General features: G+C 72.1%; 13 protein-coding genes. 9 read left to right on the forward strand and 4 right to left on the reverse strand.

The features are described 5' to 3' along the window. The first annotated feature begins 59 nt into the window (after positions 1 to 59). Positions 60 to 1,523 carry an ATP-binding protein gene (locus VM889_09615; GenBank protein ID HVL48801.1) on the forward strand — a complete coding sequence of 488 codons (1,464 nt, stop codon included), beginning with the start codon at positions 60 to 62 and terminating at the stop codon, positions 1,521 to 1,523. Then, a complete protein-coding gene (locus tag VM889_09620) occupies positions 1,520 to 3,331 on the forward strand; it encodes a VWA domain-containing protein (protein HVL48802.1) in 1,812 nt (603 codons plus the stop codon). Before VM889_09615 ends, VM889_09620 begins: the two co-directional genes overlap by 4 nt. On the opposite strand, the gene VM889_09625 is transcribed toward VM889_09620, so the two are convergent. After that, complete coding sequence (locus VM889_09625; protein HVL48803.1) at positions 3,328 to 3,468, reverse strand: transcriptional regulator; 141 nt, start codon at positions 3,466 to 3,468, stop codon at positions 3,328 to 3,330. The genes VM889_09620 and VM889_09625 overlap by 4 nt on opposite strands. A 111-nt stretch (positions 3,469 to 3,579) precedes the next feature. On the opposite strand from VM889_09625, the gene VM889_09630 reads away from it, so the two are divergent. From VM889_09630 to VM889_09645, 4 genes are read left to right on the forward strand one after another with little or no spacing between them, the layout of a single operon-like run. Continuing rightward, positions 3,580 to 3,744, forward strand: coding sequence for a hypothetical protein (locus VM889_09630; protein HVL48804.1), 165 nt, complete (start codon positions 3,580 to 3,582; stop codon positions 3,742 to 3,744). 36 nt (positions 3,745 to 3,780) lie between these two features. Next, a complete protein-coding gene (locus VM889_09635) occupies positions 3,781 to 4,596 on the forward strand; it encodes a D-aminoacyl-tRNA deacylase (protein ID HVL48805.1) in 816 nt (271 codons plus the stop codon). Between the two features lie 23 nt (positions 4,597 to 4,619). Next, positions 4,620 to 5,528, forward strand: a complete 909-nt coding sequence (locus tag VM889_09640; GenBank protein HVL48806.1) for an ArsA family ATPase — start codon at positions 4,620 to 4,622, stop codon at positions 5,526 to 5,528. Next, a complete protein-coding gene (locus VM889_09645; protein ID HVL48807.1) occupies positions 5,465 to 6,616 on the forward strand; it encodes an ArsA-related P-loop ATPase in 1,152 nt (383 codons plus the stop codon). Before VM889_09640 ends, VM889_09645 begins: the two co-directional genes overlap by 64 nt. Here the strand turns inward: VM889_09645 and VM889_09650 are convergent, their stop codons facing one another. Next, positions 6,617 to 7,579 (reverse strand): polyprenyl synthetase family protein, encoded by a 963-nt coding sequence (locus VM889_09650; protein ID HVL48808.1) that lies wholly within the window; start codon positions 7,577 to 7,579, stop codon positions 6,617 to 6,619. It abuts the gene before it with no gap. A 63-nt stretch (positions 7,580 to 7,642) separates the two neighbouring features. Between VM889_09650 and VM889_09655 the strand changes: the two genes are divergently transcribed. Next, entirely contained in the window at positions 7,643 to 8,515 is an 873-nt protein-coding gene (locus VM889_09655; protein ID HVL48809.1) for a helix-turn-helix domain-containing protein, read from the forward strand. Here the strand turns inward: VM889_09655 and VM889_09660 are convergent. Further along, positions 8,512 to 8,787 carry an acylphosphatase gene (locus tag VM889_09660; GenBank protein HVL48810.1) on the reverse strand — a complete coding sequence of 92 codons (276 nt, stop codon included), beginning with the start codon at positions 8,785 to 8,787 and terminating at the stop codon, positions 8,512 to 8,514. The two genes, VM889_09655 and VM889_09660, sit on opposite strands and share 4 nt — an antisense overlap. 83 nt (positions 8,788 to 8,870) lie before the next feature. Between VM889_09660 and trxA the strand changes: the two genes are divergently transcribed. After that, the gene (trxA, locus tag VM889_09665; protein ID HVL48811.1) at positions 8,871 to 9,329 is read left to right on the forward strand and encodes a thioredoxin; all 459 of its coding nucleotides are present in this window, start codon (positions 8,871 to 8,873) and stop codon (positions 9,327 to 9,329) included. On the opposite strand, the gene VM889_09670 is transcribed toward trxA, so the two are convergent. Further along, positions 9,330 to 11,213: a hypothetical protein gene (locus tag VM889_09670; protein HVL48812.1), complete on the reverse strand. Its 1,884-nt coding sequence runs from the start codon at positions 11,211 to 11,213 to the stop codon at positions 9,330 to 9,332. 274 nt (positions 11,214 to 11,487) lie between these two features. Between VM889_09670 and ftsZ the strand changes: the two genes are divergently transcribed. Further along, positions 11,488 to 12,537, forward strand: coding sequence for a cell division protein FtsZ (ftsZ, locus tag VM889_09675; GenBank protein HVL48813.1), 1,050 nt, complete (start codon positions 11,488 to 11,490; stop codon positions 12,535 to 12,537). Positions 12,538 to 13,306 lie beyond the last annotated feature (769 nt).

A 13,306-nucleotide genomic window follows, 5' to 3' on the forward strand; every position in this document is an offset into this window, starting at 1 on the left:
CCGGAGGGGTCCTTCCGCGCGGGCAACCTATTTGGCTGGAACCGCGGATGGACGCCGCCATGGCCTCGACGACCACCGCGCGCTTCCTCGTCAAGGAGCGCATCGAACCCGCGACCCCCCGCGACCTCTTGAGGGGCGCCATCCTCGCGCGCCTCGAGGCGCTCGCGCGCGACGGCACGACGGGTCCCGAGGCGCAGCAGTCGCTCTACCCGCACGCGATCCTCGACGACGGGACCCTCGCGGCCGTCACGAGCGCGCTCCTCGCCGGCCAGAACCTCCTGCTCCTCGGGCCGACGGGGTCCGGCAAGACGAGCCTCGCGAAGGACGTCTGGGATCTCTACCCGAAGGAGGTCCTCGCGGTGGACGGCTGCCCGGTGCAGGACGACCCGCTCTCGCTCGTCCACCCGCGCTTCTCGCGCGAGGTCCCGCCGTGCCCCTACTGCAAGACCGCCTACGGCAAGGTCTCCCTCAAGGAGCTCGGCGACTTCGACGCCTCGAAGGTGAACCCCGACGACGTGCCCGTCCGCAAGATCCGCCTGCGCGAAGGCCACGGTCTCTCGCGCATCCAGGGCTCGCCCGAGGTGTTCCCCGATTACCTCACGGGCGCGATCAACCTCGCGAAGCTCGAATCGATCGGCGACCCGAACTCGCCGCTCGTGCTCGAGCCCGGCAAGGTCATGCAGGCGAACCGCGGCCTCCTCATGGTCGACGAGATCGGCAAGCTCCCGCGCGGCACGCAGAACGTGCTCCTGCAGGCCTTCCAGGAGCACATCGTGAGCCCCGCGAAGAGCCGCGAGACGTTCCCCGCGAGCTTCCTGGCCGTCACCACCTCCAACCTCGAGGATCTCGACCACATCACGGAGCCGCTCGTCGGCCGCCTCGCGGGCATCCACGTCGGTTTCAACGAGGATCCGATGAAGAATCTCGCCGTCATCGACCTCGCGCTCGGCCGCGACGACCGCGTCCCGCGCGTGGCGCGCGAAACGAGCGCCCGCATCATGGCGAAGTGGCGCAAGACGACGGAAGGCGTGGGCGAGCTCTCCGAGGCCGGCAGCAACCGCACGATGATCGACGTGCTGCGCCGCGCGGAATCGCGCGCGCTCCTCGCGGGCCGCCCCGCGGTCACGGCCGACGACATCAAGCAGGGCGCGCTCGACGCGATGCAGGGCCGGATCCGCGCCCGGAGCGAGGAGAGCTTCCGCCAGAACCGCGACGTCGTCTCGGCGTTCGTCGCGAAGCACTTCGGGGCGCTCGCCCGCGACGCCTCCGACGGCTACTGGTGCCGCTTCTTCAACGAGGAGCTCAAGGAGGACAAGGCCGAAGCCGGCCGCGTCATCCAGGAGATCCGTGGCGTCCTCGCGACGAAGCCCGCGCCCGCCGCGGCCGACCTTCCGCCGAAGTTCAAGCGCTTCGCGGACTGGGTGCGCCGCGAGGACCGGCTCGACGGCGCCGACCACGGCCCGCACGCGGCGCGCGTGTTCCGCTACCTCGAGGCGACCGGCGCCTTCGAGGCCGCGAAATGATGCGCGTCCCCGACTGCCGCGAGCGCGTCGAGACGCCGGCGCTCTCCCCCGAGGACCGCCGCGAGCTCGTGCGCCGCATCGCCGAGGAAGGCGTGGGCGCGATCGAGGCGTTCGTGCGGGAGCGCGAGAAGAGCGACCGCGGCATCCGCGCGCGCATCGAACGCCTGCGCGACGAGCTCCTTCGCCGCGCCGAGGAGATGCGGCGCGCGCTCGAAGGCTCCGTCGCGGCTCGAAAGGAGAACGTCGCCCGCGCCTGGGAGGAGGCCCACGCGAAGGCCGAGGCCGAGCGCGCGGCCCTCGAACGCGAACTCCAGCTCACGAAGGTCGCGCGCGCCGAAGCCGAGCGAGCCGCCGTGGCCTCCGACGATCTCGTCCGCCTCATCACGGAGCCCCCGCCGCCGCTTCCCTGGTGGCGCCGCGCGCTCGCCGCGATCGGCCGCTTCCTGCGCGCCGTCCTCGCGGCCATCCTCTGGCCGATCCGCGCCCTCCTGCGCGCGCTCGGGATCGTGAAGCCGAGGAAGCCCGCCGTGAAGGGCCGCGACGTGCTCCTCCCGGGCGGTTTGAGCGTCCCCGGCTTCCGCGGCCGACTCGCGAGCGACCCGCGCGTGCGGAGCGCGATCGCGGGGCGTCTGAGGACGATGGGAACGAAGGAGCGCATGCGCGCCCTCTGGGACCGGCTCGTCGGGCGCGAGGACTACGAGGACCTCGCGATGCGCCTCATGGAGCGCGACGCCGCCGAGCGCGCCCGCTCGCGCGGAAGCGAATACGCCACGCGCGAGGAGGCTTTCGCGAAGCGGCTCTCCGAGGTGCTCGACGCCGAGCGCGCGGAGGCCGAGCGCCGCGACGCCGCGCTCGCGCGGCTCGAGCAGGAGCGCGAAGCGGAGATGAAGCGCATCGAGGCGTCGCTCAAGCAGGGCCCCGAGCGCGCGCTCGAATCGGAAATCGCGAGCGAGCTCGAGGACGCGGGCTTCCTCTCGAAGGACGGCGATGCGTTCCTCCCGACGACGCGGCTCCTCGAACGCTTCTCCCAGATCGTGTTCAGCGAGGAGGCGCGCAGAATCCCGCCCGGGCAGGCCCGCGCGACGGGCGCCATCGTGGACGGGTCCGGCAACCTCTCGCGCGAGCCGATGCGCAGCGCCTACGAGACGGCGCACCTCGACGTCGTCGGCACGCTCGTGAACGCGCGCACGCGGCACCCACACAATCGCCACATCTACGAGGAGGACGTGATCGTCCACCGCGAGGACCGCGAGGCGATCAACCACGTCGTGATCGTCTTCGACCGGTCTGGCTCGATGGAGGAGAACGAGCGCCTCAAGGCCGCGAAGCGCGCCGTGCTCGCGCTCTACCGCGCCGTGAAGGACGACGACCCCGCGCACATCGTGGACGTCATCGCGATGGACACGGGCGTCGAGCGCGTCGACCTCATGGGCGTCTGGAAGAGCGAGCCGCGCGGGTTCACGAACACCGGCGCGGCCCTGCGCCTTGCGTACGACCTCCTCCGTTTCTCGAAAGGCGAGCGCGCGCTCGTGTACCTCGTGACCGATGGGCTTCCCGAGGCCTACACGAAGGGCGGCGTCGACATCGCCTCGACGCCGGACAAGTGCCTCGCGTACGCGCTCGAACAGGCGCGGCTCCTGCGCCGCCGCCCCGGCCTCGGCGTCGTGCAGATCCTCCTCGAACCCGAGGACGAGCTCTACGTCAAGGCCGCGGAGCGCATCGCGAAGGAGGTCGACGGCCGCGTCCTCAAGGCCTCGCCGAAGGATCTCGCGGCGACGCTCCTGACCGAGTTCGAAACCGTGCGTTAACCGCGCTTCGCGTACTCGTGCTTGCACGCGGGCGAGCAGAACCAGATCGTCTTGCCGTCCTTCACGAGGCGTTCCGCGCCGAGGGTTTCCGCCTCCTCTTCCGTGAATTCCATGCCGCAGACGGGATCGACGATCACGCGAACGTCACGGGCCATGCGGGCGAAAAAGGCTACGGCGTGACGCGATCCGTCACACGTGCCGCCGTTTGGGGGGTAACCTACTAAAACGGTGACGTCGAACGCACGTCCATGCGTTTTACCTGCGAATTCTGCGACGAGCGGATCCAGACCTCCGAGCCGGAGAACCTGGCGCTCTTCCACCACCTCGAGGACCGGCCCGCGTGCGACGAGCAGTACGCCTACATGCTCTCGAACCTGCGGGCGAGCTGGACCGTCAACATGTCCGGCGGGTAGCGTCAACGCTAAGTCGCCCGCGCGCCTCGCGGGCGCGTGACGCTCGCCATCCTCGTCTCCCGCGCCGACCCCGCTTCCGTCGCCATCCGCGACGCGCTTCTCGGCGAGGCTTCGTGGGAGACGCGCGGGGACTTCGGGGCCGCCCCGCTTCGCGTCGGGCCTGACCTCGTCATCGCCGAGGTCGAAGGCCTGCACCTTTTCGAGGAATCGATCGGCGAACGCCTCGCCGCGGCGCTCGGCGAGACGCCCGAGGCCATCTTCGTCGCGAGCAAGCACAAGGCCGCATCGGGTTCGCCGTCGCTCACCGTGCATCCCGTCGGCGTCTGGGGCGACGTCGCCGAGTACGGGGGTAAGCCCCGCTCGTTCGCGCCGGCGCCCGCGCGCCGCATGGCGCAGGCGCTCCGCGCGCTCGCCCGCGAGGCGAAGGGCCTCCGCCACGCCATCACGTACGAGGTGACGCACCACGGCCCCTGGACGGGCGTGCCCCTCGCGTTCGTCGAGGTCGGCTCGACGGAGGAGGAATGGTCGAAGCCCGAGCCCGCGCGCGCCGTCGCCCGGGCGCTCCTCGCCGTCTCGCGTGAGCCGCCCGGCGACGAGCCTGTCGTCCTCGGCCTCGGTGGCGGCCACTACGCGCCGAAGTGCGTCGACCTCGCGCTCAAGGGCCGCGCCGCGCCGGGCCACATGCTTCCCGGCTACGCGATCGACCAGGGCGTCGCGCGCGAGACGGTGCTTGCCGCCCTCGCCGCAACGCCGGGCGTCGCGGGCTACGCGCTTGATTCGCGCGGATCGAAGAACGGCTACGACGAGGTCCGCGCGATCCTCGAGGACGCCGGGGTTCCGCAGCTTCTATAGCGCACGAGACCGCATCCCGCCGCGTGGCGGCGAAGACCACGCTCTTCCTCGGCAAAGGCGGCGTCGGGCGCACGACGCTCGCCGCCGCGTTCGCGCTCGCGCGCGCCGAGGCGGGCGAGCGGGTGCTCCTCGTCGGCCTCGTGGAGGCGCGGGACCTCGTCGCGCGCCTCGCGGCCGAGGGCGGGCGCGTTCCCGCGACGCTCGACGTGAGTGGCATCGATCCGCGCGGGCTCCTCGACGACATCGTGCGCAAGATGGTCCCGATGGGCGCCCTCTCCGACGCGGTCGTGAAGTCGCCCGCCTACGCAAGCCTCGCGGACATCGCCCCCGGCGCGAAGGAGCTCGCCGTCCTCAACCGCGTGTGGAACCTCGCGCGGGAGGGCCGCTACGACCGCATCGTGCTCGACGGGCCCGCCACGGGTCACGGGCTGCACTTCCTCGAGGCGCCGCGCAAGGCCGCGGCCATCCTCGCGGGCCGGCTTCGCGAGCGCGCGCTCGTCCTCGACACGTTCGTGCGCGACCCGGCGGCGACGTCCGTCGTCCTCGTCACGCTTCCCGAGGAGACGCCCGTGCGCGAGACCGTCGAGCTCGCCCGGGCGCTCGCGCGCGACGGGATTCCCGTGACGGGCGTCGTCGTCAACCGCTGGGTGACGCCCGTCTTCGAAACGCCGGGCTCGAAGCGCGTGCTCGACCGGCTCGCCGCGGACGCCGGGGCGCGACGGGACGTCGCGCGGGCGCTCGCGGGGGCCTCGCGCGAGGACGTGGACGCGCTCGTCGCGGCTTCCGAGCTTCTTGACGCGCAGCGGCGCGAGGCCGTCGAGCATCGCGAGCGCCTCGCGGACGTCGGCGCGCCGATTGCCTACGTGCCGTGGACGCCCGCGACCGAGGGGCGTCTCGTCGCGGTCGCGCGAAGCCTGGAGGGGATCGCCTGAAGCTCGCGGATCAGATCCTCGCGCGGAAGCTCGTCGTCTTCCTCGGGCCGGGCGGCGTCGGCAAGACCACGCTTGCGGCCGCGGCCGCGCTCGAGGCCGCCCGACGCGGGCGGAAGACGCTCGTCTTCACGATCGATCCGGCGCGGCGCCTCGCGGACGCGATGGGGGTGAAACTCGGCAACGAGCCGTCGAACGTGAAGCCGAACCTCGACGCGATGATGCTCGACACGAAGGCCGCGCTCGACGGCCTCGTCGCGCGCCACGCGCCGTCGCCCGAAACGATGAAGCGGATGCTCGCGAGCCGATTCTACGCGCAGCTCAGCGACGCCTTCGCGGGATCCGAGGAATACGTCGCGATGGGCGCGCTCCACGACGTCGTGAAGGAGGGCGGCTACGACCTCGTCGTCGTCGACACGCCGCCGTCGCGCCACGCGGTCGATTTCCTCCGGGTCAACGAGAAGCTCATCCGAGTCTTCGAATCGGGCGTCGTGAAGTACCTATTCCGCCCGACGCGCGTCCTCCGCATGGGCGGCGGCTACGTCGCGGGAACCCTCGCGAAATGGACGAGCGCAGGCTATCTCGACGAGGTGTCGGACTTCCTCACCACCCTCGACCCGATGTTCGTCGCGATGGAGGAGCGCGTTCGACGGATGCAGGGCGTCCTGCGCGATCCGACGACGACGTCGATCAACCTGGTCGCGACCGCCGAGGCCGCGAGCGTCCCGCTCGCCCTCGACCTTGCGCGGGAGGTCGAGCGCGACGCGCGCCTCGAGGTTGCGGGGGTAGTCGTGAATCGGTTCTATCCGCGCCTGCCGGGCCTCGCGGACGCGCGCATGCTTGTCTCAGACGGCGCGGCGGCGACCGCCCTCGCGCGGGCGACGGGCGCGTCGGCCAGCGATGCCGCCGCGTTCCTCGAGGACGCCGCCGTCGCCGCGACATTGTACGACGCCGTCGCGCGGGAGCACGAGCGTCGCGTCGAGGAGCTTCGCGCGGGCATACGGGCCTCGTTCGCGCTCGTCCCGGCCCACGCGGGTTCGATCCACGACCTCGACGGTCTCGAGAAGGTGCGCGCGCGGCTTTTCGCGTGATCACGCGGCGCGGCGCACGACGCCCTCGGCGAGGGCGAGGAGCTGGTCCTTGTAGGGCGTCGTCGGCACGTTCGCGAGGGCGGCTTTCGCCTTGTCGCCGTACCGGAGCGCGACCTCCTCGGCGGCCTTGAGGTAGGGCGAGCGCGCAAGCGACCTCGCGAGCGCGTCGGCGTCGCGCGTCGCCTCCTCGGGGAGCGCGCCGTCGATGCGCGACAGGAGCGCGGGAAGCGTGAGGACGCCCGCGCGCACGTCGACGCCGCGCGGCTTGCCCGTCGTCGCGGGATCCCCCACGAGGTCGAGGATGTCGTCCTGGATCTGGAACGCGATGCCAACCGCGAGGCCATACTCCGCGTAGCGCGCGACGGTCGCATCGCCGGCCCCTGCGAGCACCGCGCCGGATTCGGCGGCGGCGCGGATGGGCTCGGCGGTCTTCTTCACGATCGTCTTGAGGTAACGCTCGACCTCGGGCGGGAACTCGCCGTGTCCGTTCCCGTTCGTCGCCTTCGCGGCGAGGATCGAGAGCTGATGCTCCATGATCTCGCCTTCGGCGAGGCGCGTGCAGGCGTCGAGCGCGATCTTCACCATGCGCGGTCCGAGCTTGCCGGAGAGGCCGAAGGCCCGCGTGAAGAGGAAATCGCCCGCGACGATCGCGGGCCCGAGACCGTAGCGGACGTGCACGGTCGGGCGACCGCGGCGCAGCGCCGACTGGTCGATGACGTCGTCGTGCACGAGGCTCGCCGTGTGGATGAGCTCGCCCGCGACGGCCGCGTCGACGACCGCGTCCGTGAGGTCGCGGCCGCCCGCGGCGGCATAGGAGAGGAGGAGGACGCGCGGGCGCAGCCGCTTCCCGCCGGCCCGGATGAGATCGGTCGCGATCTCCTCGAGCAGCGGGTCCTCGGCCGCGGCGGCCTCTTCGATGAGGCGCGCTTCGACCCGGGCCAGGCCTTGCTCGACGAACGCCATCCGCGTGGCGGGGGACGTCCCATCCCGGGATAAGCTTTTACCTCGCCCATCCCGTGGTCCCGCGTGGACCGCGCCCCCGGGAAAGCGGCCCCGCCGGACGGCGGCCGGGACGACCTCGTCGCGAGCTTCCGCGCCCTGGGGCTCGGGGGATACGAGGCGCAGGCGTACGTGGCCCTCCTCCTCGCCGGCCCGAGCGAGGCGACGGCCCTCGCGCGCCGCGCCGGTCTTCCGACGGGGCGCATCTACGACGTCCTCGCCGCGCTCACGACGCAGAACCTCGTGCGCCTGCGCGACGAGCGCCCGAAGGTCTACCGGGCCGTGCCCGCGAAGGCCGCGATCCAGACCCTGCTCGCGCAGCGCCGCCGCGAGCTGGACGAGCGATACGAGGATCTCACGCATCGCGCAAGCGAGGTGGAGAAGCGCCTCGCGCGCCGCATGCCGCCGGGCGATCGCGATTCGACGTTCTACCACGTCGCGATCGGGGAGGAGGCCGCGCGCGAATACCTCACCGCGCGCATCGCGGAGGCCGAGCGCGAGCTCATGGTGAGCCTCCATCTCGACCGCTACGACGCGCGCGACGACGCGCTCTTCGAGACCATCCGCGGCGCGCTCGACCGGGGCGTCGAGGTGCGGGTCCTCATGCGCGACCGCGACATTCCGTACGTCCTCGAGTCGGGCTACAACGACCTGATCGCGCGCACGGTGCTCCCGCGCCTCGGCGAGAACCTGCACGTGCGCGTGAGCGCGCGCGAGCAGACGCCGTTCGCGGTGATCGACGGCGAGAAGGTGATGGTGGGCGTCCCGCACCCGGTCGCGCACGGCGCCTATTTCGCCGTCGTGTTCGTCCGCGACGCGAAGTTCGGAAGCACGCTCACGTCCCATTTCGGGACGCTCTGGAGCGACGCGGACCTGGATCTCGCGGACTTCGCGCGTTAGCCCGTCCGCCGGACCTCGAACGCCGGGAACCCCTCTTCGTTCCCGCCACGCTCGACGTCCATGAAAGCCACGCGCGCGCGAGGCGGTCCGATGCGGGCCCACGCGACGAGCTTCTCCACGGCCTCCTCGGGGCCTTCAAAAACGGCCTCGACGCGGCCGTCCGCGAGGTTGCGGACCCAGCCCGTGACGCCGAGCTTCTCGGCCTCCTGCCGGGTGGATTCACGGAAGTAGACGCCCTGGACGCGGCCGCTGATGCGGAGGTGCGCGCGCACGCGGCCGCAACCCGCGTCGAGGCTGAAATCCGTTTCGACCGCCTGCGCAACGGTTATCCCGGGGAACGCGCGATGGGCGCCGCATGGACGACGACCCGGAACTCGCGGCGCTGCGCAAGCGCAAGCTCGCGGAGCTCATGGGCCTCGCCGATGCGCCCGCGGCGCCCCCGGCCGAGGCCGCGCCCGCGACGCCGGTCGACGTGACGGACGCGACGCTTCCGGCGCTTCTCGCGAAGCACCCGCTCGTCGTCGTGGACTGCTGGGCGCCGTGGTGCGGTCCGTGCCGCATCGTGGAGCCGGTCATCAAGGCCCTCGCCTCCGAGATGGCGGGCGAGGCGGTGTTCGCGAAGCTCAACGTGGACGAGAACCCGCAGACGGCGCGCGCCTTCGACGTCCGCAGCATCCCGACCCTCATGATCTTCCGGAACGGCCGGCTCGTGGACGCGATGGTCGGCGCGCAGCCGAAGCCCGCGATCGCCGCGGCCGTGCGCCGGCACAGCCCGCGGCGCGCATCGCCGGGTCCTCCGCGCCGTATCCCGTGATCAGCGGGCCTCGTATCGGGCCAGGTGGTCGCAGTCGTAGATCGGGTCCTCGTGCAGGACTCCGCCGGTTTCGTGGCGCATCGTGAACGTCGGCGTGCAGATCGTGAATCCCGGCGACCCGAACGGAAGGAAGAGCGTGCCGATCGAGCGGTAGTAACCGTCGCTTCCGAAGCTCCGGTCGACGCCCGCTGCGAGCGTGAGCGTATCCTTTCCACGGTCGACGGGCCTGAGGCAGACGCCGGCGACGTGGGTGGCGGACGGGTCCATGCAGGCGCCCGAGTTCGGGTCGCGCGAATAGACGTCGGAGGGCGTTCCCCCCGTGTTCATCTGATAGACACCCGGGCCCCACCCTTCGTCGGGGATGAGGCGGACCTGGAAGTTCTCGCCGTTCGGCTGCTCGGCGGGAAACGCGCCCACGAATTCCGACCCCGGTTGCAGATAGTCATTGCCGTCGGGGCGCCGGCCGCCTTCGTACGGATCGTGCTTCGCCGCGCTCCCGATGAACCCGTCCCCATCGATGTCCTTCCAGACGCCCATCCACAGATCGAACGCGAAATAACCGGGCCCGATCGTCGTCCCCTGCTGCGGGTCCCATCCCTGGGGGCTCGCGGCGACCGCGGCGGATTCCACCGTGGGGAAGCGGATCCCGAAGTTCACGACGTAGGCCGACGGCGGGCCGGGGATGCGCGTCGCAGGGCGCACGTCGATCCAGCCCCTGTACGTGTCCGTGAAATCCTCCCTGCGTCCCGCCGCGGAGGAGCCGCTGCCCTCCGTCCACTCGGGCGCGGCGCGCGGATAGGCCAGGTCGTACACCCCGTCCAGACCCCCGTCGACCGGGTCCACGCCCGTGCCGAACGGGAGGCGGCAGGCGTTCGGGCACCACCCCCAGCTCGGGTTGCCGTAGGCGTTCACCGTCGGGGCAAGGACCGACGCGTAGATCGCGGCGACGGGTCCGCCCGCGATCGCCGAGTAGGCGTCGATGTCGACGCGCGAATGCTCCGTGGGCGTGAACGGGAGGCCTTCGGAGGACGGCGCAAGGACGGGATCGGACGCCGTCGCGACCCGCATCGACTGGGCGAGGGATCCATCGGGGAACACGAGGACGTCCGAGGATTCGGCCCCCGCGAGGTAGAGCGTGTATCCTCGCAGGTGATACGTGAAATCCGGGTGGTGCGCCGGGGGCGCGTAGGCGCTCGACCATGCGGGACGAGGTCCGGGCTCGACCCAGGAGTACAGTCTCGCGTCGCGGCGAGGACTCCACTCGGAGTCGGGATCGTCGTCATCCTCGGAAAAGCTCTGCGAGAGGCGCACGACGCCGTCGCCGTCGCGGTCGTCCCAGTAGCCGAGAGCGGCCCAGAACGTGCCGAATCCCGGCAGGATCACGTCGTTCATCGCGCCCTGCGTGCCGCGGCGCGGATTCGAACCGCCGAGCCCGTCGGTCACGAGCGCCGCGGGGTCGCCGCGGTCGAGCATCTCCGAGGGGTTCTGGGAGCTCAGGAGATCCTCGTAGTTGTCGCGCTGCGCCCCGGCATTCGGGGCTCCGATCGTGGTGTAGAAATCGTCGAGCACGAGCGTCGCGAGCGGGATTCGGGGGTCTCCGGTCTCCACGCGGGGGCAGGGGCCCGTCGACTGTTGCTCCCGGGCCTCGAGGAGGCACGTCCGCTGGCCGAGGGCCGCGTGCGCGAGGGCCGACGGTTCGTCGACCTCGTAGCCGACCTCGACGCGGTATTCCCGCTGCAGGCAACCCGCCGCGAGGATCGAGAGGGTGGCCAGGAGGACGATGGAGAGGGGACGCAGGGTGATCAGGGGAGAGCCTCCGGGTCGATCAGCGGTTGGGCATAGGAAAAGGGTTGCGTCCGTCGAGAGATGCGACGCACTTCGCAACCGTTATGAGCGCGCGGCCACCCTTTCCGGGACGGATGCACCGCCAGGTCCACCTGGCGCACTAGGAGCCGCCACGATGAAGTCCCTCATTCAGGACGCTATCAAGAAGGCGAACGAGGAGTCCGGCGCGCCCGCCGTCCGCTCGTCGCCGTTTTCCGCGCCGAAGGCCGCGCCCGCCGCAAACGGCGCGTCGCCCTTCGCGAGCCTGTTCCCGGGCCAGCCGCAGCCGTACGCGGCGCCGGCCCCCGCGGCCCCCGCCTACGCGCAGGCCGCGATGCCGACCTCCGAGATCGACCAGGAGCTCGAAGCCCTCCTCGCGGGGCTCAACACGAAGATCAAGGTCGTCGGTTGCGGCGGCGGCGGCTGCAACACCATCATGCGGCTCAGCCAGTCGAACCTCGAGAACGTCGAGCTCATCGCGTGCAACACCGACGCGCAGCACCTTCTCAACGTCAAGGTCCCCCAGAAGATCCTCATCGGCCGCAACCTCACGCGCGGTCTCGGCGCGGGCGCGATCCCGGACGTCGGCAAGAACGCGGCCGAGGAGTCCGAGGAGGCGATCCGCAAGGCGCTCGACGGCGCGGACCTCGTGTTCGTGACCGCGGGCATGGGCGGCGGCACCGGCACGGGCTCCGCGCCCGTCGTCGCGGAGGTCGCCCGCGATCTCGGCGCGCTCACGATCGCGGTCGTCACGACCCCCTTCGGCATGGAGGGCCATATCCGCGCGAAGAACGCGGAATCGGGCCTCTCGCGCCTGCGCGACGCGGCCGACACGACGGTCGTCATCCCGAACGACAAGCTCCTCGAGGTCGCGCCGCGGCTCCCGCTCGCGCAGGCGTTCCGCGTCGCGGACGAGATCCTCATGCGCTCGATCCGCGGCCTCACCGAGATGATCACGAAGCCCGGCCTCGTGAACCTCGACTTCGCGGACCTCAAGACGGTCATGAAGAAGGGCGGCGTCGCGATGATCGGCGTCGGCGAGGCCGAAGGCGACCAGCGCGCCCGCGAAGCCATCGAGGAAGCGCTCACGTCACCGCTGCTCGACGTCGACGTGAGCAGCGCCACGGGCTGCCTCGTGGACGTCGCGGGCGGCCCCGACATGACGCTCGAGGAGGCGCAGAAGGTCGTGCAGGAGATCCACGACCGCGTCTCGCCCGACTGCCGCATCATCTGGGGCGCGAACGTGCAGCCCGACCTCGGGAAGACCCTGCGCGCGATGGTCGTCCTCACGGGCGTCCGCTCGAAGCAGATCCTCGGCCGCGACGACAGCGTGCCGAACTACCGCGAGGCGGCCCGGCCGAAGGGCGTGGATTTCGTGCTCTAGCGCAGGACTTTGTCCTGCGCTTCCCCGCTTTCACCTGCGCTCGCTTCGCTCGCGCCTCGGGCGGCCTTCGGCCGCCCTCTTTGGGGCGCTGTCGCGCCCGTCCCCGCTTTCGCGTTAGGACGGAGTGGCAGGCGCTCGCTCCGCTCGCGCTCTCCCGGCGCTCGGCTCGGCGGGCAACCCCGTCCGGTCCAGTCCCGACGCCCGGACCCGGTCCCGGTCCCGGACCCGGACCCGGTCCCGGACCCGGACCCGGCGCCCGGTCCCGGGGCCCGGACCCGGCGCCCGGTCCCGCGGCCCGGTCCCGGTCCCGGCGCCCGGCGCCCGGTCCCGCGGCCCGGTCCCGGTCCCGGCGCCCGACGCCCGGTCCCGACGCCCGGTCCCGGTCCCGGCGCCCGACGCCCGGTCCCGACGCCCGGACCCGGTCCCGGTCCCGAATCCCGGTCCCGGCACCCGGCGCCCGACGCCCGGTCCCGGCGCCCGGACCCGGCGCCCGGTCCCGGCGCCCGACGCCCGGTCCCGGTCTCGGTCCCGGTCCCGGTCCCGAATCCCGGCACCCGGCACCCGACGCCCGCCTCCCGGCACCCAGTCCCGATACCCGTCGCCCGCCCCCGGCCCGGCCCCGCATCCCAGCGGGCGCCCTGGAACGGCGATCGCGGTGGCTGAGGGGTTTTGTCCGGACGCGTCTAGCGTCCCCGTTCCATCGGCGTCCGGCGCACGCACGTAGGAAAGCGCGCCGGGGTCTCGACGGGGGTGAGTTCCGCGTCCGGGG

It is taken from the genome of Candidatus Thermoplasmatota archaeon, assembly GCA_035540375.1.
Taxonomy (GTDB): domain Archaea; phylum Thermoplasmatota; class SW-10-69-26; order JACQPN01; family JAJPHT01; genus DATLGO01.

Bases quoted from the DNA above. Each gene is read 5' to 3' on its own strand.
- VM889_09615 (HVL48801.1), top strand. From the start codon at position 60: ATGGCCTCGACGACCACCGCGCGCTTCCTCGTCAAGGAGCGCATCGAA.
- VM889_09620 (HVL48802.1), top strand. From the start codon at position 1,520: ATGATGCGCGTCCCCGACTGCCGCGAGCGCGTCGAGACGCCGGCGCTC.
- VM889_09630 (HVL48804.1), top strand. From the start codon at position 3,580: ATGCGTTTTACCTGCGAATTCTGCGACGAGCGGATCCAGACCTCCGAG.
- VM889_09650 (HVL48808.1), bottom strand. From the start codon at position 7,579: ATGGCGTTCGTCGAGCAAGGCCTGGCCCGGGTCGAAGCGCGCCTCATC.
- trxA (HVL48811.1), top strand. From the start codon at position 8,871: ATGGACGACGACCCGGAACTCGCGGCGCTGCGCAAGCGCAAGCTCGCG.
- ftsZ (HVL48813.1), top strand. From the start codon at position 11,488: ATGCCGACCTCCGAGATCGACCAGGAGCTCGAAGCCCTCCTCGCGGGG.